Source organism: Brevibacillus halotolerans (assembly GCF_026891775.1).
Taxonomy (GTDB): Bacteria; Bacillota; Bacilli; order Brevibacillales; family Brevibacillaceae; genus Brevibacillus_B; species Brevibacillus_B halotolerans.
Genome location: NZ_JAPTNK010000010.1, coordinates 170,612 through 192,234 on the forward strand (window position 1 = coordinate 170,612; position 21,623 = coordinate 192,234).

Consider the following 21,623-nt stretch of genomic DNA (forward strand, 5'->3'; position numbering starts at 1 on the left):
GGTTACGAAAGGTTCAATGAGGGGTGAGTATTTTATATGAGTTAATACCAACTAGAACTGATTTAGCCTATTACATCCTCAATAAACCTCTCTAAGGCAGTAACATCCGTAATCCTGCTGTTACACTCATGACTATTGATACATATATACTGACCAACCGCTTTGTAATAATCAGAGGATACATGAGCAGCTCTTGATTTCGAGATCGCTGAAAATAAAGCAACATCCGCATATCCATGGCATAATGCACATATGTTTTTCTTGTGTACAAGAGAATATCTCCCTTCAATCCCAACGGCTTTCCCCTTCAAATGATAAACAATGAATAGTTTATTACTAGAAATGTTAATCCAGCCAAGATAGGTTACCTTGAGGAAGTCAATCGTTTCTAAATCAGGAACCTTAAGCTTTTTATTTTTGGGGAATAGCTTCCTGATCTGTTTTTCAGTCACATGTGGAAATTCAAGTAAGTAGGGTGTTAATGAACGGAGATAATCCTGAAACTCTTCCGCTTTTATGAAAGAGATTCTCCCCAACAATTGTTTTTGAATATCCGTAACGGTAGGAAACACGTCTATTACTTTTACTTCTGCTCCATACCTCACCGCTTCCATTACTTTAGGATCAGCAACAGTTAAGGTAGCGTTCCGCAGAATATCTATTTGCTTCTTTATAAAGTTATATTGATGATTTTGAATAAATGGCTCCACCATATCGTTCCCTCCAAATCCATAAACCTAGTCTTTTCAAAAGGCTCAAGTTTCTTCCCTTCTTCACTCTTTCACTATAAAAAATTGGCTTGTGCTTTGATATGCAGTCTTTGATTCAGAAATGAACTCGACATACAAAAAGCACTTATAATCTTGGGAATAGATTATAAGTGCAGCAATCTTCACGCCTGTTTACTGGAATATACAATTTTTTTAATCGTCTCTACCGAAAGAAAATGGTCATCAGCTAATTGATGAATCGTTTTTCCATTTTTGAATGCATGCCTAATGGCAGTATTTCTATCATCAATGAGCTTTCTTCCGCCAGAACGCGAGCCCCATTTTTGGTGTGTCGTTTTTGGTTTGGGAATATATATGGTTTCACCTTGAATATATTTTTGAATTTCAACAAGCAGCTTTTCGGGTAAAATAGCTGTTGCACTCACATATTTCATTTCTGACTGCCCCCTATTCATTAAATCAATGAAAATAAGGTGCAAAGCCAAAAATTAGAAATGATCTATGCTAACTTGGGCGATTTTCTATTGAATATCCACCCCATGCAAAGTATCGCCTCCAATACTTGGCTTTGCATGAGATGCTGCGGTTTCTGACAAACTACGCTTCATTGCCATTGCTTATCACCTCCTGGGATTTTCATTAGTCATTTTTTGTATAATTTCAATCATATATGATGTGGTTTGTCAGGGGAAGTGAGTTATGGTTGATTGGTACTGATTTCGGATACCCAGTCTAACCAAAATCTTCGCTTAGGAATACATTATAATGATTATATCGAGTTTCTAACGTATACCTATCATTCATGTTGTTCTGTAATTTGGCAATATGCTCATACAGCCAATCTTCATGTACATCCCTATTTTTGTATTCCTTTATTCTTGTCTCATTAAAAATTTTATCTTTTTCATTGTTGCTCGCCTTGTATTTTATCAAGCATTGTACATCATTTGGAATGTCGCCCCATAAATAGCTTATGCCTTCTGCTGTTATATCTATTTCACTCAAAGTCTGATTGTAATTAACCTGCTCAATTAATTTTCCATTTAGTGTTCTCTGATTGGCTTTTACTTGTTCAATAAAATCTTTCGTGTTAAAAATCATGATGGTTTCCAAATGGTCATAGTAAGGATCACTTGCTTTTGTCTCTCTCCACATGCTTTGTTTTTCATACGCATAAATTCTACCTGTCTTCATATAGAAGTAGTAATGCTGATCGGCATAGAAAGCTTGTAGGCTATCAAGTCGAAGCAAACTATCATTATGACCTATATCTGAAGTTATTTTATAAACAGATGGTTCAATCGAATCAATTAAGAAAATATCACTATAATAAGGTTTCCCATACTCTACCCCTGAATTTGAGATAAAAAAAATGGCGTACTGATCATCTAGGGCATATATTTCAGATAAATGAGCCTCAACGTCATTCAGGCTATTGGTTTCCATCCATTTATTGCGATATTCGTCAGCTGGTATCACTGCAATTTTATTTGTACGTTTTTCATTGGTCTCTATCGTATAAAATGCGATTACATTTTTGTTATCTTGCTGATCAAGCTCAGCTCCGTATATTACATTGCCTGTAGGTGAGATTGAGATTTTCGCTATTTGGTGAGGGGTGGGATATAGGGTTTTCTTTTTCCCATTTTCGAGATTAATGTTACAGATTTCCAGTTTTCCTTTTTCACAGGAATGACTGCAAGCTATGAATGATGGATTTACGATAGGATTAAGTGGGATTATGAGAGGTATTTCGCCCCATTTTTCTTTTTGCATTATATATTTGCCTCCAATATATAAATACGGGTATGGTTTCATCGATGATAATAACATGATTTCATAATTTTCGATCATTTCACACGAAAGACTGACACTAATTTTTCAATACGATTTCTTTTCCTTGTCCTAGCAAAAAAAAGTGTGTTTCCATCTATTTTCTAAATCATTCTTCATAAAAATGAAAATTGGGAGATTCAACAGCTTTTACCTGTCAAATCTCCCAATTTCGGTACTTTTATGGAGGCGGGGGGATTCGAACCCCCGTCCGAAAACAGCGATACATGAGCATCTCCGAGCGCAGTCACTCATTTATGTTTCGGTAGTGGATTCGCGGAGTGACGCGCTGACCCGCTACCTAGTCTGATTGATCTTCTTCCATCGGCTCCAGACGGAAGCCTCAGGCGTATCCCACTAAGAGTGAGTGCTAGTCACGCCACATGGGCGATGGAGTGGTAGCACCTAGCTGAGATTAGGCAGCTAGAGAAAGTTGTTTGTTGCCAGTTAATGGCTTTCCGCGTTGTTGACGAGGTCCGCAGCCCCCCGGCTCGCTTCTCATGCTCTACCATCCCCGTCGAATCCAAAACGCCCCCAGGATAGAAAGAGCAAAGAAAACTTATTCAGTTTTTCTTTACTACACAGCCTGATATAAAATAAATGGCTTGCAACGATGTCTCAAATCGTCCATCGTTGTACACCTATACTACCACAGTTTACGTAAAAATCTCAATGTGGGTTACTGGCAGAGTTGGAAGAACTGCCGCCTGAAGCCGTTCTTTTCCTCTAATATTTCTGACGGTCTCTCAGAGCTCTCGCAACCTCGCGTTGGGCATCCTTTTTCTTCAGGTCCTCACGCTTGTCATAATTCTTTTTCCCACGGACAACAGCAAGCTCAAGCTTTGCCCAGCCGTTTTTTAAATAAATGCTAAGCGGAACAAGGGAATATCCCTGTTCACGAATCAAGCTGTTCAATTTCAGAATCTCCAAACGCTTCATTAACAAACGGCGATTTCGTTCAGGTTCATGATTGAATCGATTGCCTTGTTCGTAAGGGCTAATGTGCACGTTATATAAAATAAGCTCTCCATTAACAATACGAGCAAAACTATCCTTCAGCTGCACTCGTCCGCCTCGAATCGACTTGATTTCCGTACCGGTTAGCTCGATACCTGCCTCCATCACTTCTTCAATGTGATAATCATGTCGGGCTTTTCTGTTTTGGGCTACAGTTTTTGTTCCTTTTTTAGAAACGGTCACGGAAATCACCTCATCTGAGCAAGAGTAGTGCCTTTAATTTTAACAAAAATAAGACAAGAAGGCAATGCTTTGTACTCCATTGCCTTCTTGCGTCTCTTCACGCTTATCTCCGCTTACGCTTCGCTTGTTTTACCACGGATTTTCGTTTTTTCTTTTGCTTGGAGCTTACAAAATCCTCCCAAAAGCCCTTTTGTTTGGATTCCACTGCTTCCTGATTTTCTTGGCCTGGAAGTGCGATAAACCGTCCCGCTTCTGTTTTACCAGTTGAACGACGCTGTGCATCTTTTCCACGGGTATTTTGACCACCTGGATTTCGTTCCTGCTTATGCTTTCGTTTCGCAGCCGCCGGACCTGTATCTTTATAAGACTTCGAGCGACGCTGTTTTCGATTACCACCGCGATCCTTGTCTCGGCCATTACCATTAATCACTTTTGCCTGACGAGATCTGTTAAATCGTAGCTCACTTGGCTTTTTCATACCTACGATTTCAAAGTCAATGGTGCGTTCGTCAACATTAACAGTAGTTACACGGACCAAAACCTCGTCGCCAATGCGATACTGCTTTCCTGTACGTTCTCCGATCAGAGCGTACATTTTTTCATGGTAATTATAATAGTCATCTGTTAGATAGCTAACGTGGACTAATCCCTCAATCGTATTTGGCAGCTCTACAAAGATACCGAAGGAGGTGACACTTGAAATCACGCCCTCGAACTCTTCGCCAATATGCTGTAGCATGTACTCAGCTTTTTTCAGATCGTCTGTTTCACGCTCGGCATCTACTGCTACGCGTTCTCGTTGTGAAGTATGCTCTGCGATGATTGGCATTTCAGCAATCCAATATGCTTCTTCCTTCGCATCAAGCTGTTTTTTCTCCAACCATAAACGAATCATTCGGTGCACAATTAAATCCGGATAACGGCGAATAGGCGAAGTAAAATGCGTGTAATAATCGGTAGATAGCCCAAAGTGTCCCATACTTTCCGCATCGTAACGTGCTTGTTTCATGGAACGAAGCAATACCGTACTAATAATGACTTCTTCTGGTGTCCCCTTGATTTCCTCCAACAGCTGCTGTAACGCTTTTGGATGAACTGACGTTCCCTTGCCGCGCACGCTGTACCCAAAGCTAGTGATGAACTCCATGAAGTTTTGTAGCTTTTCTTCCTTTGGATCTTCATGAATCCGGTAAATAAAAGGACGCTTCAGCTTATGGAAGTGTTCTGCAACTGTTTCATTGGCTGCGAGCATGAACTCTTCAATGATTTGCTCAGCTATGGAGCGCGTGCGGAAGCCGATATCGGTTGGTGTTCCTTCAGCGTCTACATAAATTTTCGCCTCACGGAAATCAAAATCGATAGCCCCGCGCTGCATCCGTTTTTTACGCAATTTGAGACAAAGCTCTTCCATGCTTTCAAACATCGGGACTAATTCCTGATATTTCTCACGTAACTCCTGATCCTGATCCACTAAAATACTACGCACATCTGCATATGTCATTCGCTCGTTGGTTCGAATTACACTTAAATAGATATCATACGAAACAACATTAGCCCCTGCATCAAATTCCATATCACAGGTAATCGTTAACCGATCCACTTTTGGATTTAAGCTACAAATACCGTTTGATAATCGGTGTGGGATCATCGGAATGACTCGATCCACTAGATACACGCTTGTACCACGTCTGTAAGCTTCCTGATCTAGCGCTGATTTTCCTTTGACATAATAGCTTACATCAGCAATGTGAACGCCTAGACGCACATTCCCATTCTCTAATTGCTCCAGAGAAACGGCATCGTCCAAATCCTTTGCATCTGCTCCATCAATCGTAACCATCATGCGCTCACGCAGGTCGCGTCTACCTTTTATCTCTTCATCCGAAATCCGATCAGGAGCCGCTTCCGCTTCTGCAAGCACATCATCGGGAAAGCCCTCTGGTAAGTTAAACTTTCTAATAATCGAAAGGATATCCACCCCAGGATCGTTTTTATGCCCTAGAATCTCGGTTATTTCTCCTTCGGGGTTTCCTCTACCCTCTGCGTACTTAACGATCTGTACAACCACTTTATGGCCATCTACAGCCCCATTTACTGCTTGCTGTGGAATAAAGATATCTTTACCAATCCGCTTGTCATCTGGAATAACAAAGCCGTAATGGCGTTCATCCTGATAGGTTCCGACAATCGTATGAGTGCTACGTTCCACTATCCGAACGATTTTACCCTCCAGCCGACTTCCGAATGCTTCTTTTTCCACTCGAACTAATACCGTATCCCCGTGCATTGCTCCCTGCATATCATTAGAGTGCACATACACATCCTCTTCGCCTTGAGTCTCAGGAATGACAAAGCCAAACCCTTTAGGATGGTTTTGTAGCCTACCGCGAAACAAGTTCATTTTTTCTGGAATCCCATAGCGGTTTGCACGTGTACGTACAACTTCCCCATTATCCTCAAGCTGATTCAAGGTTTTTACTAGCTGCTTAAAATCGTTTGAGTTCTGTAAGCCAAACGCTTCTTCTAGTTCATGTATTGTCATCGGATGATACGCCTGTTCCCTCATAAAGGAAAGGATATCTATATCTTTCATGTAAAAGCTCCTTTTTTCTTGATTATGTTTTAGTATGCCAAGTTATGTTTAACACAAAACATGTTCTTCTCTCGTAATACTTTCCTTACTATTGTACCCGTCATTTATTTCTTTGTACCATCATATGTAGAAATGCGTACAAAAAAAGACAGCAACACAAAAGCGTCTGCTGTCTTTTTACCATTTACTTTGCTTGAAGGAAGAATGCCAGCAAGATAGCGGATAGCATAAATAATACAGCGAGAACCACTGTGATTTTACCTAAAACAGCATCCATTCCTCTTGCTTTCTGTTTACCAACAAGTTGTTCAGCCCCACCGCTAATTGCACCAGAAAGACCGGCGCTTTTACCAGATTGCAGAAGAACGACAAGAATTAAACCGATAGCGGAAACTATTAAGAAAATCTTTGCAAGTAAAGCTAGCATAAAATTTCACCTCGTTACAATGTAAGTACAACCGACCCTTCATTGTCTATAATCTTTACTTTACCACAATTAAAAGGGAACAACAACTTGCTGAAACATCCTTTCCATACACTTCCAGACAATGGATTCCCTATACAAAAAATTGCCAAGGTTTTATAATGATAAATGTCAGACTTTTTTAGATTAATCAATTTATTTCACTTTTAATCTTTACCTTTTTTACCGATAAAAGCGCTTACTTTATCCATCATTTTGAATATGTTTCTATAATAAGGTAAGAAAGCATAAGTTCTTTAAATATTGTCAGAATTGTGTACATTGTGAACTAGTGTGTCACTTTCCTTGCAAGTACACTGCTTTTCCCGTAAAATGCAAGTAGGTTTCATTCTTATATCTAGTATTTAGGAGGTTCCTTTCGCATGGCTGGTTCAAACTTTAAGAAAGACGTGAATCAAAACGACGTAGTTGACTCGGCGAAAGCATTTGGGTTCTCTTTTGGTATCTTGTTCCTCGTTTTCGTACTGTTCCTCGTAGCCTCTATTATTTATCCGCCTAAACATGGCGAAGAAGCAAAGGGCGGCGGAGCTGGTGGAACTACCAATATCAATGCTGAAGAAATTGTTAAACAAAAATGTACATCCTGTCACGGTCAAAACCTGGAAGGCATGGTGGGTCCCGCACTTGCAAACATCGGCTCACAGCTTGATGAAAAAGCGATAAGTGATGTCATCAAAAACGGTAAAGGTACTATGCCAAAAGGTGTTCTTCAAGATGCAAAGGAAATATCAGCAGTATCTAAATGGTTGTCTGAAAAGAAATAATTCATTTACTCTTCCGAACACATCAAAAATATATCAGACGAGCGCCTTTCCTGATATAGTCAAAAGCTCTGATCGTCCAAATGACATCAGAGCTTCTTTGTTTTTGCTGCTTAATCCGTGATAAAAATGCTTGCAATGCTCTTTTTGTAAGGGATGATGGCGATAATGCATCTCTACCAAGGTATACCACTCCTGCGCATTCAATGCTCCTTGTTCGACCTTTTTGTTCCATGAACAAAAAAAGACACCCTTGCAAAAGCAAAGATGTCTTTTCGTATAAAACGAAGCTTATTTTTTAAGGTTGTAGAATGCTGCACGGCCACCGTAACGAGCTGTTTCACCCAATTCATCTTCCAAACGAAGCAATTGGTTGTATTTCGCAACACGGTCTGTACGGGATGGAGCACCTGTTTTAATTTGACCAGCGTTAGTTGCAACCGCGATGTCAGCGATTGTGGAATCTTCTGTTTCACCAGAACGGTGAGAGATAACTGCTGTGTAACCAGCGCGTTTAGCCATTTCGATTGCATCGAAAGTCTCAGTCAATGTACCGATTTGGTTAACTTTAACCAAGATGGAGTTAGCAGTATCTTTTTCAATACCAGTAATTAGACGTTCCGTGTTGGTTACGAACAAATCGTCACCAACCAATTGAACTTTGCTTCCTAGGCGGTCAGTTAGAAGCTTCCAACCTTCCCAGTCATCCTCAGCCAATCCGTCCTCGATAGAGATGATTGGGTATTTGGATACTAGGCCTTCATAGAAAGCAACCATTTCTTCTGTCGTTTTTACTACGCCTTCACCAGTGAAGTGGTATTTGCCATCTTTGAACATTTCAGTAGCAGCTACGTCAAGAGCGATGAATACGTCTTTACCAGCTTCGTATCCAGCAGCTTTGATAGCTTCTAGGATTGTAGTGATCGCTTCTTCGTTGGATTTCAAGTTAGGAGCGAAACCACCTTCGTCACCTACTGCTGTGTTAAGGCCTTTATCATGAAGAACCTTTTTCAAGGAGTGGAAGATTTCAGAACCCATACGTAGAGCTTCTTTGAAAGAAGGAGCATTTACTGGCATAACCATGAATTCTTGAATATCTACTGTGTTATCAGCGTGCTCTCCACCGTTAAGGATGTTCATCATAGGAACTGGAAGAGTTTTCGCGTTGAATCCACCCATGTAGTTGTACAAGGAAACACCTAGAGAAGTAGCTGCTGCACGAGCTACTGCCATAGATACACCTAGGATAGCGTTAGCACCCAATTTTGCTTTGTTTGGAGTACCGTCTAAAGCGATCATCGTCATGTCGATACCAACTTGGTCAGTAGCGTCCATACCGATTAGCTCAGGTGCGATTGTATCGTTTACGTTTGCAACAGCTTTTGTTACACCTTTACCTAGGTAACGAGATTTGTCACCATCGCGAAGCTCAACTGCTTCGTGTGCACCAGTGGAAGCACCAGATGGAACTGCTGCACGGCCCATAGAACCGTCTTCCAAGTATACTTCTACCTCTAGAGTTGGGTTACCACGGGAATCCAGAATTTCGCGAGCGTAAATATCAGTAATAATTGTTGTCATAAATGCCATCTCCTTATTCTCTTATTCTTATTTAATAATAGATTTTCCTGTCATTTCGGCTGGTTGTTCTACACCTAATAGCTCCAACATAGTAGGAGACAAATCAGCTAGAATACCATCTGCTCTCAGGTCGATACCTTTTTTGGTCACAATAACTGGAACAGGGTTTGTGCTATGAGAAGTGATTGGTCTGCCTTCTTCTGTAAGCATCCAATCAGCGTTTCCGTGATCGGCTGTGATGATAGCTACTCCGCCCTTAGCAATAATAGCGTCTGCTACGCGACCTACGCAAGCATCAACAGTTTCAACAGCTTTAATGGTAGGCTCCATCATACCTGAATGGCCAACCATATCACAGTTTGCAAAGTTAAGAATGATTGTATCGAAGTTTTCTTCTTCAATTTCCTTCACTACTGCATCAGTTAGTTCATAAGCGCTCATTTCTGGTTGTAGGTCATAGGTAGCTACCTTTGGAGAAGGAATCAAAATACGCGTCTCACCTGGGAACTCCTGCTCACGACCGCCACTGAAAAAGAACGTTACATGCGGATATTTTTCTGTTTCCGCGATGCGCAATTGCTTCAGATTATTTTGAGCTAACACTTCACCTAGCGTGTTATCTAGGTTTGTTGGTTTGTAGGCTACATATCCATCGACTGACTCAGAGAATTTCGTTAAGCATACAAAGTGTAGGTCTTTCGGATAATTCTCTCCACGGTCAAATCCACGGAAATCCTCATTCGTGAACGCTTGAGAGGTTTGGATAGCACGGTCAGGACGGAAATTGAAGAAGATAACTGAATCACCGTCTTCTACTTTCCCAATCGGCTGGTCATTCTCATCAACCATTACAGCAGGCATAACGAATTCATCCATGACAGATTTCTCATAGGATTCCTTTACTGCCTTGATTGCATCAGAGTAATGAGGGGCATCGCCATATACCATAGCACGGTATGCCTTTTCAACGCGTTCCCAGCGTTTATCACGGTCCATAGCGTAATAACGGCCTTGGACAGTCGCGATTTTACCAACGCCAAGCTCATCCATCTTACGTTGTACTTCTTCAATGTAGGTAACGGCACTATCAGGAGCTACATCGCGACCATCTAGGAATCCGTGGACAAATACATCCTCTGCGTTTTCCTTTTTTGCAAGCTCAAGCAGAGCAAGTAGATGGTTGATGTGGCTATGAACACCGCCATCAGACAATAAACCAAAGAAGTGAACCTTTTTGTTATTCTCTTTCGCATGCTTAAAAGCAGCGATCAATGTTTCGTTTTCAAAAAATGCGCCTTCTTTAATGGACTTGGTGATGCGAGTAAGATCCTGATAAATGATGCGTCCTGCACCAAGATTCAAGTGACCTACCTCGGAGTTACCCATTTGTCCTTCTGGAAGACCTACTTCAAGACCAGATGCTAGCAAGGTAGCATTCGGGTAATCATTCATCAATCGCTCGTAGTTTGGTTTTTTCGCTTGATTAACAGCATTACCGTAATCATTCGTGCGAAGACCAAACCCGTCCATAATAATTAACGCAACTGGTTTTGGTCTGTTAGCCATATAGCTTCCCCTCCTACTGTTGTACTCCGTTGACTAAGCCCATGTAGCCTTCAACAGTTAGGCTCGCTCCGCCAACTAGTGCTCCATCAATGTCGGACTCACCCATATAGCTTGCCACATTTTCAGGTTTCACGCTACCACCGTATTGAATGCGTACTTGAGCTGCTGTGTTAGCATCAAATGCACCAGTAATTACACTGCGGATGAAAGCGATCGTTTTATTAGCATTTTCAGCCGTAGAAGATTTACCTGTACCGATTGCCCAAATTGGCTCATAAGCAATTACAGTTTCTTTTACTTGCTCAGCAGTTAGACCGCTAAGAGCAGCTTCTGTTTGCGTACGAACCACGTTTTCAGTGATATTAGCCTCGTACTCTTCTAGGGACTCCCCTACGCAAACAATTGGCTTCATACCATGAGCAAGGATTGCTTTTGCTTTTTTGTTCACCGTTTCGTCTGTTTCGTTGAAGTATTGGCGACGCTCGGAATGTCCGATAATCACGTATTCAACACCTAGCTCTTTTAACATTAGCGGGCTGATTTCACCGGTAAATGCACCTGTTTCTTCAAAATGCACGTTTTGAGCACCTAATTTATAAGGAGTACCTTTGAATTGCTCAGCCAATGCTGGCAAGTTTGTGAAAGGTGCGCAGATTACTTTTTCAATTTGAGGAGCTTGATCCTCTTTTGGTAATTGAGAGGCAAACGTAGTTGCTTCCGCGATTGTTTTGAACATCTTCCAGTTCCCAGCAATAATTGGTGTTCTCATTACTTCCACTCCTCACCTTTTACAAAAGATAGCATTTTACTTGTCTTGCAATGCGGTTACGCCTGGTAGCTCTTTACCTTCCATGAACTCAAGGGAAGCTCCACCACCAGTAGAAATGTGGGTCATCTTATCTGCTACACCTGCTTTTTCTACAGCCGCTACAGAATCACCACCACCGATGATTGTTGTGCCCTGGCATTCTTCCATTGCGTTAGCAACAGCAATCGTACCACTTGCAAAAGCATCCATTTCGAATACACCCATAGGTCCGTTCCAGACTACTGTTTTAGAAGGAACAATTGCATCACGGTAGTTATCCACGGTCTTTGGTCCGATATCGAGGGCCATCCACCCTTCTGGAATCGCGTCAATGCTTACCACTTGCGTATTGGCATCTGCTGCAAATTTATCAGCAACCACTACGTCCACTGGCATAAGCAGATTCACATTGCGCTCTTTTGCTTGCTCCATCAACGTGCGAGCAAGATCCAGCTTATCTTCTTCACAAAGGGAAGCCCCAACATTGTAACCTTGTGCTTTGATGAAAGTGTTAGCCATACCGCCACCGATGATCAAAGTGTCTACTTTGCCCAACAGATTTTCAATTACGCCGATTTTGTCTTTTACTTTCGCTCCACCCACAATTGCTGTGAAAGGACGCTCAGGCTTGGACAAAGCACCACCCATGAATTGAATCTCTTTTTCCATCAACAAGCCAGCTACTGCTGGAATGTGCTGAGCGATACCCGCAGTCGTTGCATGTGCACGATGAGCTGTACCAAATGCATCGTTTACAAACAGGTCAGCAAGGCTTGCAAAGCTTTTTGCTAGCTCAGGATCGTTCTTTTCTTCCCCTTTATGGAAACGAACATTTTCAAGAAGGATTACGTCGCCTTCCTTCATCGCTTGAACAGCAGACTCAACCTCTGCGCCAATTGAATCGTTCAGTTTTTTTACGGGTTTGCCAAGAAGAGAAGCTAGATGTTCGCCTACCGCAGTAAGACGCATTTCTTCCACTACTTCACCTTTTGGACGGCCGAAATGGCTAGCCAAAATGACTTTAGCATGGTTATCGATTAAATATTGAATAGTTGGAACAGCAGCACGAATACGCGTGTCGTCTGTAATTACGCCATCTTGCATTGGGACGTTAAAATCTACTCGACAAAACACACGTTTACCTGCTAATTCTATATCGCGAATGGACTTTTTGTTCACGGAAGGTACCCCCCTCAGACTTGTTACCTGACTAAATACTTGCTTAATCTAGCTTATACATAGTGGAAAAGGGAGAGAAGCTCTCCCTTTTCACATTACATGAAAGTTTGTATGGCTTACAGACCTTTTTCAGCAATGTATTTGCAAAGATCTACTACACGGTTGGAGTAACCAGACTCGTTATCATACCAAGAAACTACTTTAACCATGTTGCCTTCCATTACCATTGTAGATAGAGCATCAATGGAAGAAGAATCAGGGTTACCATTATAGTCGCAAGAAACTAGTGGCTCTTCAGAGTATCCCATGATACCTTTCAATGCGCCTTCGGAAGCTTCTTTAAGAGCTGCGTTTACTTCTTCAACTGTTGTAGAAGTTTTTGTTTCAACAACTAGGTCAACTACAGACACGTTTGGAGTTGGTACACGCATTGCAAAACCGTTTAGTTTACCTTTCAACTCAGGCAATACCAAAGATACGGCTTTCGCTGCACCAGTAGAAGTTGGGATAATGTTCTCAGCCGCTGCACGAGCACGACGAAGGTCTTTGTGTGGCAGATCAAGAATTTGTTGGTCATTTGTGTAAGAGTGAACAGTAGTCATCAGACCTTTAACGATTCCGAATTTGTCGTTCAATACTTTTGCAAATGGTGCCAAGCAGTTTGTTGTGCAAGAAGCGTTAGAGATTACAGTGTGAGCTGCTGGATCATATTGTTCGTGGTTAACACCCATAACGATTGTGATATCTTCGTTTGTAGCAGGTGCGGAGATAACTACTTTCTTAGCTCCACCCTCAAGGTGTTTCGCAGCATCTTCACGTTTTGTGAAACGACCAGTAGATTCAACTACGATTTCAACACCTAGCTCGCCCCAAGGCAATTTAGCAGGTTCACGCTCAGCTAGAACTTTTACTTCTTTGCCATTAACAATTAGGCTGTTTCCTTTTACTTCAACAGTAGCATTCAATTTGCCATGTACAGTGTCATATTTCAAAAGATGCGCTAATGTTACTGCATCTGTCAAGTCATTTACTGCAACAATTTCAACTGCTGGGTTGTTTAGAGCTGCACGGAATACGTTACGTCCAATTCGTCCAAAACCGTTAATTCCTACTTTTACCATGTAGATAACCTCCTAAGTTCCACTCTTAGAATAATTTTTTAGAGAATCTATATCGAACCAGTTCATAGCTTACTATGACCAGACGATTACAAAACCATGTTACGAATAAAAAGCCTTTGTTTTTAGTATGTCAAACTTTATCCAACCAATTCCATGTCTACAAATCTTTTTACCCTAGTCCTTTACTTGTCAAACGTGTGATCTGTTTATAACTCTCCACACTATTTGTTTGCAAGGCAGGCTTCACTAGAGCTGATACAAAATCAAATTCCAATGATTAGTGTATCCACACACAATTACAAAACATACCAAGGCTGCAACTGTTATTTTAGATTGTAGCAGAGGATTGACGATGCTCTTCCAAAATGGCTCGAGCCGCACCTTCATCGGTAATTAAAACAGTTTGGCATGCTTGTTTGGCAAAGGCCATGATTGCTTTTGCTTTGCTACTGCCTCCACCTAAGGATAAAACTACATCAGCTCGCTTCACGTCTTCTAGGGACAAGCCAATGGTCGGCATTTTATAGATAGTTTCTCCTGCCGCATTAAAGTAATATCCAAATGCTTCACCAACAGCCCCAAGCTCTCGTAGTACTTCAAGCTCTTCTTCTGTGTACTTACGTCGCATAGCCATGGCCATTCCATCACCAATTCCATGTATAACCACCCTAGTTTTGTGAAGCAGTTGCATAACCTCGGCAATCTGTGCTTCTCCCAATAAGGATTGAACTACATCAGGGCTTAAACGATCAGGCACATGCAATAGATGATAGGTTCCACCTGACTTTGCAGCAAGAGAAGAAGCAATCGTATTAGCCTGCATTTCTACCTTTTCCCCAAGTCCACCACGCGCTGGCACAAATTGTACATCACGAAAATGCGAGGAAGGAGTAACATGCTCAGCTACCGATACAATCGTGGACCCACCTGTAACAGCAACCACGTCACCTTCTTGAACTACTTGTTTTAATATCCGGGCTCCTACTCGTCCCAATTCCTTTTTACCCCATTCCGATACGTCGACGTCACCAGCAACCACAATTACTTTAGGAATATGTAAGATGTGTTGTAATTGTAGAGCAAGGTCGTTAAAGCCGAACAGTTCATCTGCCATAGAATCCATCTCTTTTAAAAGCTGGATTCCCTCTTCCGTACAGCTCATACCAATCGGGCTGACGTGAATTAAGCCCATATCTTTGAGGAGCTCTACTTCTGACCTGAGGATGCGCTCAGTCGTTTGTAAATTCTGTGCTAACGCCCTGCGACCGACAGGCTGCAAATGACGAATCGACTGCATAAGATCGTATCGTTTACGCAATACTTGTACGAGGTCGGGAACAAGCTTGTTTTGGATATTTAATAAAGTACGCATTCCACACTCATCCTTTTCCAGTCTCAACGGGACTCCAAACGTCCCACATCATACAAATTATGTCCCGCAGCTTTCAAAAAAATAAGCAGAATGCTTACTCTTAATGTAGCATACACTCTGCTAGCTGACAAGAAGCCAAAAGAGAAATCTTAATTTATTCACATTTACCCATTTTTTCTTGCAAATATAGGCGTAATTCCTCCTCGGTAACAACCGAGTCTACAGATACAAAAGCTTCTAGCCCGTTAATTTCAACTACGGGAATCGTAAACATGTACTTTTCCTCTAATCGCATATCTAAAGTGATGTCGACAACTTTATACGTGATCGGAAATTCCTCAGCTAATCGTCTGATATGCTCCTCAACATCATCACACAAGTGACAGCCGGGCCTACCATATAAAATCATTTCAATATGATCTGATTGTAATCCTTTGCTTTCTTCGCTAGCCATGGTAACGGGTTGGCTCCTTTATCTTCTCTTATTTTACATTCTTTTTATCATTACAAAAAGCGTTTTCGTTTAGCAGACGATGAGATCAGCATTTCCTCTCGATACTTAGCCACGGTACGCCGGGAGATTTCAATCCCTTCTTTCTCCAGCAATTCCGCTAGCTTTTGATCCGAATATGGTTTATTCCGATCTTCTTTGTCAATGAAAGCTTTAATTCGTTTCTTCACGCTTTCTGAAGATGCCGCTTCTCCACTTGCTGTGGACAGGGCCGAAGTAAAGAAGTACTTTAATTCGAAAACACCGCGGGGAGTTTGTACATATTTATTACTGGTAGCTCGACTGATTGTAGATTCATGCAATTGAACTCGCTCTGCAATATCTTTTTGCGTCATCGGTTTTAAATAATGAATCCCTTTCTCAAAAAAGTCATTCTGCAAGTCAACAATCGCCTGTGTTACACGCAACAGGGTCATTCTTCTTTGCTCTAGACTTTTTGCAAGCCACACCGCTGCATTTAGTTTTTCATGAACAAATTGCCGAGCCTCATCCTTCTCGGTTTTCTCTTTTAGCATTCGTTCATAAAAGGGATTGATAGACAATCGCGGTAACGAAGAATCGTTGACAATGACAATATACTCTCCCATTACCTTTTCAACTGTAACATCAGGCACAATGTAGCGTATATCTGCGCTGCTATAAGCCACTCCAGGTCTCGGATTCAGCGTACGAACCAAATCAGCAATCCGTTGTACATCCCCTACGCTTATATGAAGCTGTTCAGCAATTTTTCCAAAACGATTATTTGCCAGATCAACTAGATGATGCTTAATGACTTCTACGATATGTTCGTCATCCTGTCCCTCATGCTCTAGTTGTAACAGCAAGCATTCTTCTAGCGAACGCGCAGCTACACCAGCCGGGTCTAAATGCTGAATCACTCGAAGAACATCCTCTACCTCCTCCAAATCAACTCCTAACCGCTCCTTAATGTCAGTGACAGGCACTTCTAGATAACCTCGCTCATCGAGATTTCCTATAATATATTGGGCAATCTGACGTTGTACTGGCGTCAATCTTTTTACATAACCGAGTTGTTCTTCTAAATGCGAAAATAAGGTGGTTCGTGTATCACTCACATAATCTAGAGGATTGTAGGCGCTTTCATCTCTGTTGACTGAAAAATCATTATGCCCCGGATTATTCAATAATTCCTTCCAATCAAAATCCAAGCTCTTTTCCCGTTTATCTACAGGCAACGGTTCTTGGGCAATAGCAATTTCCTGAAGATCAATCACTGGATTTTCGATCGCTTGTTCCTGCAAATAATTCATCAGATCAATGGCCGAAAACTGCAATATCGTAATAGCTTGACGCAATTCAGGCGTCATCACTAACTTTAACGTCTGTTCTTGATACAAACCTAAGCTCATATTCATATTGCATTCCTCCTCCCGTCAGAAACCATCAAGCTGTCGATAGCTCCAACAACTTCTTTCCACCCTTCCTTACTCTCTTCCTCTATTATAGCGTTCATGCAATTTTCCTGCCAAGACGTATCTTGTATTGGCACACTTATCATACAGTATATCAAGATTGGCTCGGCAAAGACTCTTTTTTGTTGCTCTTTTTAATCATACAGTAAAAAAGTTGTCCTATGCTCCATTTTCGTATATAATAAACTTTGTTGTCTGAAACATATGCGCCCGTAGCTCAGTGGATAGAGCAGCGGTCTCCGGAACCGCGTGCGTAGGTTCGATTCCTATCGGGCGTACCATATTAGGTAAACCTCGAAGCCTCCGTTTATTACGGAGGTTTTTATGTGTGTAAAAATGAAGCTGCATCTAATTTTAGCTGATTCTTCAAAAATGATATCCATTACATAATTCCTTTGCTATAATATTATCAGATTATTCCAAAAGTTGGTGATATTTATGCGGAAGGTACTATTTTGTGTAGGGTGGTTAACAATGTCATGGATGTTTCTTTATGTAGTAATGCTTCTGCGATAAACACTAACCTTGTCCAAGCAACAAATGCCTTTAGATGACTAGGTATTTCTGAAAGCGCAATCATCTTGTAACTAATTACTACTAAGCAAGTGGTTCTTTCTACTCAGTTTTGCTTTCGTTATCAGCTTTCTTTGGCCTCTGTAGTGCTTGAGAATGAGATGACACTCCAGTAATCCTATGATGAAATGAAATATCTCACATGATACGAGGTTTTACAGGGCGAAATACTAAATTTCTACCTATTATTTATGATCGTTAGATACAATTTCCTATTACCCACGACTTTTGCAGATTTTGTCATCATTTGTCATACTGTGATTAACAAAAATAAAGATAAGTGGGGCTTATTTACGTATGGGTAAGTTAAATGTAAAATCGTTAGCAATTGGCATTGGAATCGGGGCTCTATTATCCTCCTCTATCGCCTATGCCGCTTCAGAAATGGCTGTCAAACCAGATATGGAAAAGCCGATTACTTTTTACTTCGATGGTGTACCTAAATCACCACCTGTTCAAACACAAGGATTTCTATACAAAAATACAGCATATGTCCCTGTTCGTTTTGCAGCAGAAAACCTTGGAAAACCGATCGTATACGATGGGAAATCGCTCTCTGTCTACATCGGTAAACTCCCGACAAGCAAAACCTATTCTAAGTATCAAGCTGTAGAATTGGTACGCCAGAAATATGGGAAAGAGGTACCGGAGAATTTCACGATTGCCTATGATCACGATGATGAACGCGGAAATTATGTTATCCAGATTTATCAAGAAGTGGTAAATAATTTCCAGAGCGGAGATCGTTATATTAACACCTACGGCTGGTATATCGTAAACCCTAATACCGGTGATATTAAGTCTTTGTTTTAACGTAATAGCAATTATTATGTGATCTTTTCTATCTAACAAAATTTCTTGTCTTATAAAAGGAAAACACACCTGCATGCGGTGTGTTTTTTCTTTTACTCATCTATATCGTCTATTTTGTTTTTGTAAGAATATCCTTTATTTATGGCCCAAATCGAACATCCAACTATGATACCGACAATGACAACAACTGCAATAATCATGGAACTCAATTTCCATCACCCCCGTTTGTTTGGTGTACAGTCCCCCTTACATTGTACAGAACATTCAAAAACAAACCAAGGAGTAAAGCTTCCTCTGCACAATGCATAATTATTTACGTATAATAACCCGTCTGCCTCCGTATGATCTAGTGCTGTTGTTACATAATAACCATAAACAATTCCACGAACAAATGTTTTGTGCACAACCTGTTGATAACTTTGTGGATAAATACTAGGGAGGCCTATCAATATGGAAGAACAATTATTTCTCATTTATCAGGAATCAAATGAAGATGAATGCCTTCTAACAATTCAGCCCTATTTAACTTCAGAGGAATTAGCGGAGGCAATTAGTCGCTTAGAACATCGAGACATTACAGACTACACCATTATTAAAGGAAAAAAAATGAAGGCAAAAATGAGGGTCATGATTGACCTAACAGAAGATACTGGAAAAGATTTGAAGGAAGAAGACCCCCATAAGTCGAATGAAGAAAAGGATTTAGAGTAACGAAATTTTTAAGATGAAACTTACGTACTAGTACTAGAAAGGAGGACCGAATGTGGAAGAGCAATCACGCGAAGATCTTTATGCGCTAAATCGAAAAGCCCTAGAATATATCCTGAAATTTTTAAAAGGGGATGCTGATTCTTTTCCTCTACTTGTTGAGCTTTTTGATCAGCGCGTGCAGCGCATCGTCCTCAAAATGGTCTATTCCTATCATGATTCTCAGGACGTATGCAATGATATTTGGCTAAAAGTAGCCCAAAACCTAAATAAATTTGATCAATCCTACCCTTTCCATTCTTGGCTATACCGCTTATCCTCAAATACCTGCATCGATTTCCTTAGAAAAAAGAAGGAAATTACCATGAAGGACGACCAATTGTATCACCAAGTAAATAAACAACAAAAATCCGTTGAAACACCGGAAACCTTATTTATGAAAAAGGAGTTTTACTCCCATATTCAAGAACTGTTATATCACTTGGAGGAAGTAGATCGATTAATTGTTACTCTTCGTTTTGTGGATGAGCTAAGCTATGAAGAAATTGGCGCCATTGTAGGAATGAGCAAAAATACGGTTGGTACCCGTCTATTCCGTTCCCGGAAATTTTTAAAAGAGTTGCTGAGCCATAAATCAATAGAAAGGAGTGTATACAATGCAACATCCGGATGAGTTTACTTTCATGATGTATGCAGACGGTGAATTAATCCAAGAGGAACATCAACAAGTGGCCAGCCATTTGCAAAGCTGCTCCGAGTGTCAAAAACTATACGCTACTTTTCTTGAAGAGCAGGCAGAGCTTGTAAAAGCCATTCATTTAACAACACCAACGCTTCCACCTATCCACTTGGAAAAAAACGTTTGCGATCAAATTAATCAAATTGCAACCTTTAATCAAAACCGTCACCACCTATTTGTTCATCGTCTACGCTTTGTTTTTGGAGCATCCCTTGGTTTCTTTCTTGTCATGCTCTTAGCTGGAATCAACTGGCTAAATGACTGGAATAGTGCAATTAATTCTTTATTTCAGTGGCAATCGATCTGGAGCTCTATGTTCTGGTTAAAAGAAAAAGCAACAATGATTTTACTGATGTTTAAGAATTTTTACCTCATTGGCTTTATCTCTTCTATTTTGTTTGTTCTAGCCATCCTATTATATTCTATTCGCCTGTCCAGCAAAATGAACGCGAATAACTGGAGAACTAGATAATGAGTAAGAGAATATTCTACCTCTCTTTCTTGCTTGTTTTTTGTTTTATCTTGGCTAGTTCTGCTTATGCTATCAATCTCCATAATGGAGAGCTATATCAAGTAAAGTCTAATGAGATACATCACGGGGATGTTATAACAAACGCCAGTAAAGTAGTGATTGATGGAACAATAGATGGGGACTTATATGCTTTTGCAGAAACGATCGATATAAAAGGGACTGTCACAGGAGATGTAATCTCATTTGCTTATCTTACAAACGTATCAGGGACAGTAGGCGGTAACATACGCTCCTATTCTCAAGCACTCACTGTCTCAGGTACTGTCCAGAAGAACATATCGGCAGGTGCTGATGAGCTTCGTGTCAATCAATCTGGGAACGTGAACGGCAGTATTTTAGGTTTTGTCAATGAAATGAACATAGAAGGACGTGTTGGGAAAGAGACAAATGGGTTCTACACTCAAGCCACGATTTCAGGTTTATTAGGGGAAGGTACATCCCTATTCCAAGTAGAATCTCTTCATCTTAAGCCTACAGCTACAATTCAAGGTGATCTTATTTATACATCATTTGAGCCTGCTCAAATTGATGCTGGAGCTAATATCAAGGGACAGCATAAGCATACTATTATTGAACCTAGACCTTCCTACGGCTCCTTTATGTTAATGATGTCTGTCTCTTCATGCTTAAGTACATTGATTTTTTGGCTACTTATCCGTTATTTCTTTGCTGGTTCTCTATACAATGTGAGCCAACACTTGCACACTCGCCATCCTTTTAAACAATTTGGGGTCGGCTTGTTTATTTTTATCATGGCTCCATTGCTTAGTATTGTGATGTTACTTACTGTTGTTGGTATTCCTGTAGGTTTCATTATTGCAATCGCCTACACCCTGCTCCTTATTTTAGGGAAAGTGTATGTTGGCACTTGGTTGGGACAAAGGTTAATAAGTTTTTTTCAGTGGAAAATCTCACCTTTATTTGCTGAATTTATTGGTGTATTCCTATTAGTACTTATCATCCAAATCCCTTTATTAGGATTTTTACTCGGAATGTTGGTCAATATATATTTCTTCGGCGCGATTACAAGCTGTGTACGTGCCAGTAACAAAAGAACCGCTCTGTAATTTTTTAGACAAGGT

General features: G+C 40.8%; 22 protein-coding genes, 1 tRNA gene and 1 other RNA gene. 7 read left to right on the forward strand and 17 right to left on the reverse strand.

The features are described from left to right. Window positions 1–62: 62 nt before the first annotated feature. The 7 genes from O0550_RS14350 to secG form a co-directional block, all read right to left on the reverse strand. Complete coding sequence (locus tag O0550_RS14350; protein ID WP_258426683.1) at window positions 63–713, reverse strand: FusB/FusC family EF-G-binding protein; 651 nt, start codon at window positions 711–713, stop codon at window positions 63–65. A gap of 179 nt (window positions 714–892) precedes the next feature. Continuing rightward, entirely contained in the window at window positions 893–1,165 is a 273-nt protein-coding gene (locus O0550_RS14355; RefSeq protein WP_022585481.1) for a CD3324 family protein, read from the reverse strand. Window positions 1,166–1,463: 298 nt separating this feature from the next. Further along, the gene (locus tag O0550_RS14360) at window positions 1,464–2,507 is read right to left on the reverse strand and encodes a hypothetical protein (protein ID WP_258426684.1); all 1,044 of its coding nucleotides are present in this window, start codon (window positions 2,505–2,507) and stop codon (window positions 1,464–1,466) included. Between the two features lie 238 nt (window positions 2,508–2,745). Further along, window positions 2,746–3,100: a transfer-messenger RNA gene (gene ssrA, locus O0550_RS14365) on the reverse strand. 190 nt (window positions 3,101–3,290) lie between these two features. Beyond that, the gene (smpB, locus tag O0550_RS14370; RefSeq protein WP_096887117.1) at window positions 3,291–3,764 is read right to left on the reverse strand and encodes an SsrA-binding protein SmpB; all 474 of its coding nucleotides are present in this window, start codon (window positions 3,762–3,764) and stop codon (window positions 3,291–3,293) included. A gap of 103 nt (window positions 3,765–3,867) precedes the next feature. Then, on the reverse strand, window positions 3,868–6,357 hold the full coding sequence (gene rnr, locus O0550_RS14375; protein ID WP_258426685.1) for a ribonuclease R: 2,490 nt from the start codon (window positions 6,355–6,357) through the stop codon (window positions 3,868–3,870). Window positions 6,358–6,541: 184 nt separating this feature from the next. Beyond that, a complete protein-coding gene (gene secG / locus O0550_RS14380; protein ID WP_003334399.1) occupies window positions 6,542–6,784 on the reverse strand; it encodes a preprotein translocase subunit SecG in 243 nt (80 codons plus the stop codon). Between the two features lie 419 nt (window positions 6,785–7,203). On the opposite strand from secG, the gene O0550_RS14385 reads away from it, so the two are divergent. Then, complete coding sequence (locus tag O0550_RS14385) at window positions 7,204–7,605, forward strand: c-type cytochrome (RefSeq protein ID WP_003334398.1); 402 nt, start codon at window positions 7,204–7,206, stop codon at window positions 7,603–7,605. Between the two features lie 33 nt (window positions 7,606–7,638). On the opposite strand, the gene O0550_RS14390 is transcribed toward O0550_RS14385, so the two are convergent. From O0550_RS14390 to rpoN, 9 genes are all read right to left on the reverse strand, one after another. Further along, a complete protein-coding gene (locus tag O0550_RS14390) occupies window positions 7,639–7,785 on the reverse strand; it encodes a hypothetical protein (RefSeq protein WP_258426686.1) in 147 nt (48 codons plus the stop codon). Between the two features lie 108 nt (window positions 7,786–7,893). Then, the gene (eno, locus tag O0550_RS14395; RefSeq protein ID WP_003341170.1) at window positions 7,894–9,183 is read right to left on the reverse strand and encodes a phosphopyruvate hydratase; all 1,290 of its coding nucleotides are present in this window, start codon (window positions 9,181–9,183) and stop codon (window positions 7,894–7,896) included. A 27-nt stretch (window positions 9,184–9,210) separates the two neighbouring features. Beyond that, window positions 9,211–10,749: a 2,3-bisphosphoglycerate-independent phosphoglycerate mutase gene (gene gpmI / locus O0550_RS14400; protein ID WP_035318481.1), complete on the reverse strand. Its 1,539-nt coding sequence runs from the start codon at window positions 10,747–10,749 to the stop codon at window positions 9,211–9,213. Window positions 10,750–10,762: 13 nt separating this feature from the next. Next, window positions 10,763–11,518 (reverse strand): triose-phosphate isomerase, encoded by a 756-nt coding sequence (tpiA, locus tag O0550_RS14405; RefSeq protein WP_258426687.1) that lies wholly within the window; start codon window positions 11,516–11,518, stop codon window positions 10,763–10,765. Between the two features lie 36 nt (window positions 11,519–11,554). Continuing rightward, complete coding sequence (locus O0550_RS14410) at window positions 11,555–12,736, reverse strand: phosphoglycerate kinase (protein WP_258426688.1); 1,182 nt, start codon at window positions 12,734–12,736, stop codon at window positions 11,555–11,557. Window positions 12,737–12,852: 116 nt separating this feature from the next. Then, window positions 12,853–13,857 carry a type I glyceraldehyde-3-phosphate dehydrogenase gene (gene gap / locus O0550_RS14415; RefSeq protein WP_003341177.1) on the reverse strand — a complete coding sequence of 335 codons (1,005 nt, stop codon included), beginning with the start codon at window positions 13,855–13,857 and terminating at the stop codon, window positions 12,853–12,855. A gap of 328 nt (window positions 13,858–14,185) precedes the next feature. Next, the gene (locus tag O0550_RS14420) at window positions 14,186–15,229 is read right to left on the reverse strand and encodes a sugar-binding transcriptional regulator (RefSeq protein WP_003334390.1); all 1,044 of its coding nucleotides are present in this window, start codon (window positions 15,227–15,229) and stop codon (window positions 14,186–14,188) included. A 154-nt stretch (window positions 15,230–15,383) separates the two neighbouring features. Further along, window positions 15,384–15,683, reverse strand: a complete 300-nt coding sequence (locus tag O0550_RS14425) for a glutaredoxin family protein (RefSeq protein WP_068792508.1) — start codon at window positions 15,681–15,683, stop codon at window positions 15,384–15,386. Between the two features lie 50 nt (window positions 15,684–15,733). Then, entirely contained in the window at window positions 15,734–17,119 is a 1,386-nt protein-coding gene (gene rpoN, locus O0550_RS14430; protein WP_258426689.1) for an RNA polymerase factor sigma-54, read from the reverse strand. Window positions 17,120–17,382: 263 nt separating this feature from the next. Between rpoN and O0550_RS14435 the strand changes: the two genes are divergently transcribed. Together O0550_RS14435 and O0550_RS14440 are read left to right on the forward strand one after the other, a co-directional pair. Beyond that, a tRNA-Arg gene (locus O0550_RS14435) sits at window positions 17,383–17,457 on the forward strand. A 589-nt stretch (window positions 17,458–18,046) separates the two neighbouring features. Continuing rightward, complete coding sequence (locus tag O0550_RS14440) at window positions 18,047–18,562, forward strand: stalk domain-containing protein (protein WP_003341187.1); 516 nt, start codon at window positions 18,047–18,049, stop codon at window positions 18,560–18,562. A gap of 92 nt (window positions 18,563–18,654) precedes the next feature. Here the strand turns inward: O0550_RS14440 and ytzI are convergent, their stop codons facing one another. Continuing rightward, window positions 18,655–18,762, reverse strand: a complete 108-nt coding sequence (gene ytzI, locus O0550_RS14445) for a YtzI protein (RefSeq protein WP_241494848.1) — start codon at window positions 18,760–18,762, stop codon at window positions 18,655–18,657. Window positions 18,763–19,012: 250 nt separating this feature from the next. On the opposite strand from ytzI, the gene O0550_RS14450 reads away from it, so the two are divergent. From O0550_RS14450 to O0550_RS14465, 4 genes are read left to right on the forward strand one after another with little or no spacing between them, the layout of a single operon-like run. Further along, the gene (locus O0550_RS14450; RefSeq protein ID WP_003341189.1) at window positions 19,013–19,273 is read left to right on the forward strand and encodes a hypothetical protein; all 261 of its coding nucleotides are present in this window, start codon (window positions 19,013–19,015) and stop codon (window positions 19,271–19,273) included. A 52-nt stretch (window positions 19,274–19,325) separates the two neighbouring features. Beyond that, window positions 19,326–19,943 (forward strand): RNA polymerase sigma factor, encoded by a 618-nt coding sequence (locus tag O0550_RS14455; protein WP_003334380.1) that lies wholly within the window; start codon window positions 19,326–19,328, stop codon window positions 19,941–19,943. Continuing rightward, window positions 19,927–20,481 (forward strand): anti-sigma factor family protein, encoded by a 555-nt coding sequence (locus O0550_RS14460; RefSeq protein WP_096887122.1) that lies wholly within the window; start codon window positions 19,927–19,929, stop codon window positions 20,479–20,481. Before O0550_RS14455 ends, O0550_RS14460 begins: the two co-directional genes overlap by 17 nt. Beyond that, window positions 20,481–21,608: a DUF8173 domain-containing protein gene (locus O0550_RS14465; RefSeq protein WP_258426690.1), complete on the forward strand. Its 1,128-nt coding sequence runs from the start codon at window positions 20,481–20,483 to the stop codon at window positions 21,606–21,608. Before O0550_RS14460 ends, O0550_RS14465 begins: the two co-directional genes overlap by 1 nt. Window positions 21,609–21,623 lie beyond the last annotated feature (15 nt).

What these genes read in the sequence shown, in the direction of transcription:
- O0550_RS14350 (WP_258426683.1), bottom strand. Translation starts at nt 713, where the DNA reads ATGGTGGAGCCATTTATTCAAAATCATCAATATAACTTTATAAAGAAG.
- O0550_RS14355 (WP_022585481.1), bottom strand. Translation starts at nt 1,165, where the DNA reads ATGAAATATGTGAGTGCAACAGCTATTTTACCCGAAAAGCTGCTTGTT.
- O0550_RS14360 (WP_258426684.1), bottom strand. Translation starts at nt 2,507, where the DNA reads ATGCAAAAAGAAAAATGGGGCGAAATACCTCTCATAATCCCACTTAAT.
- rnr (WP_258426685.1), bottom strand. Translation starts at nt 6,357, where the DNA reads ATGAAAGATATAGATATCCTTTCCTTTATGAGGGAACAGGCGTATCAT.
- secG (WP_003334399.1), bottom strand. Translation starts at nt 6,784, where the DNA reads ATGCTAGCTTTACTTGCAAAGATTTTCTTAATAGTTTCCGCTATCGGT.
- O0550_RS14385 (WP_003334398.1), top strand. Translation starts at nt 7,204, where the DNA reads ATGGCTGGTTCAAACTTTAAGAAAGACGTGAATCAAAACGACGTAGTT.
- eno (WP_003341170.1), bottom strand. Translation starts at nt 9,183, where the DNA reads ATGACAACAATTATTACTGATATTTACGCTCGCGAAATTCTGGATTCC.
- gpmI (WP_035318481.1), bottom strand. Translation starts at nt 10,749, where the DNA reads ATGGCTAACAGACCAAAACCAGTTGCGTTAATTATTATGGACGGGTTT.
- tpiA (WP_258426687.1), bottom strand. Translation starts at nt 11,518, where the DNA reads ATGAGAACACCAATTATTGCTGGGAACTGGAAGATGTTCAAAACAATC.
- gap (WP_003341177.1), bottom strand. Translation starts at nt 13,857, where the DNA reads ATGGTAAAAGTAGGAATTAACGGTTTTGGACGAATTGGACGTAACGTA.
- O0550_RS14420 (WP_003334390.1), bottom strand. Translation starts at nt 15,229, where the DNA reads ATGCGTACTTTATTAAATATCCAAAACAAGCTTGTTCCCGACCTCGTA.
- O0550_RS14425 (WP_068792508.1), bottom strand. Translation starts at nt 15,683, where the DNA reads ATGGCTAGCGAAGAAAGCAAAGGATTACAATCAGATCATATTGAAATG.
- rpoN (WP_258426689.1), bottom strand. Translation starts at nt 17,119, where the DNA reads ATGAATATGAGCTTAGGTTTGTATCAAGAACAGACGTTAAAGTTAGTG.
- O0550_RS14440 (WP_003341187.1), top strand. Translation starts at nt 18,047, where the DNA reads ATGGGTAAGTTAAATGTAAAATCGTTAGCAATTGGCATTGGAATCGGG.
- ytzI (WP_241494848.1), bottom strand. Translation starts at nt 18,762, where the DNA reads ATGATTATTGCAGTTGTTGTCATTGTCGGTATCATAGTTGGATGTTCG.
- O0550_RS14450 (WP_003341189.1), top strand. Translation starts at nt 19,013, where the DNA reads ATGGAAGAACAATTATTTCTCATTTATCAGGAATCAAATGAAGATGAA.
- O0550_RS14460 (WP_096887122.1), top strand. Translation starts at nt 19,927, where the DNA reads ATGCAACATCCGGATGAGTTTACTTTCATGATGTATGCAGACGGTGAA.
- O0550_RS14465 (WP_258426690.1), top strand. Translation starts at nt 20,481, where the DNA reads ATGAGTAAGAGAATATTCTACCTCTCTTTCTTGCTTGTTTTTTGTTTT.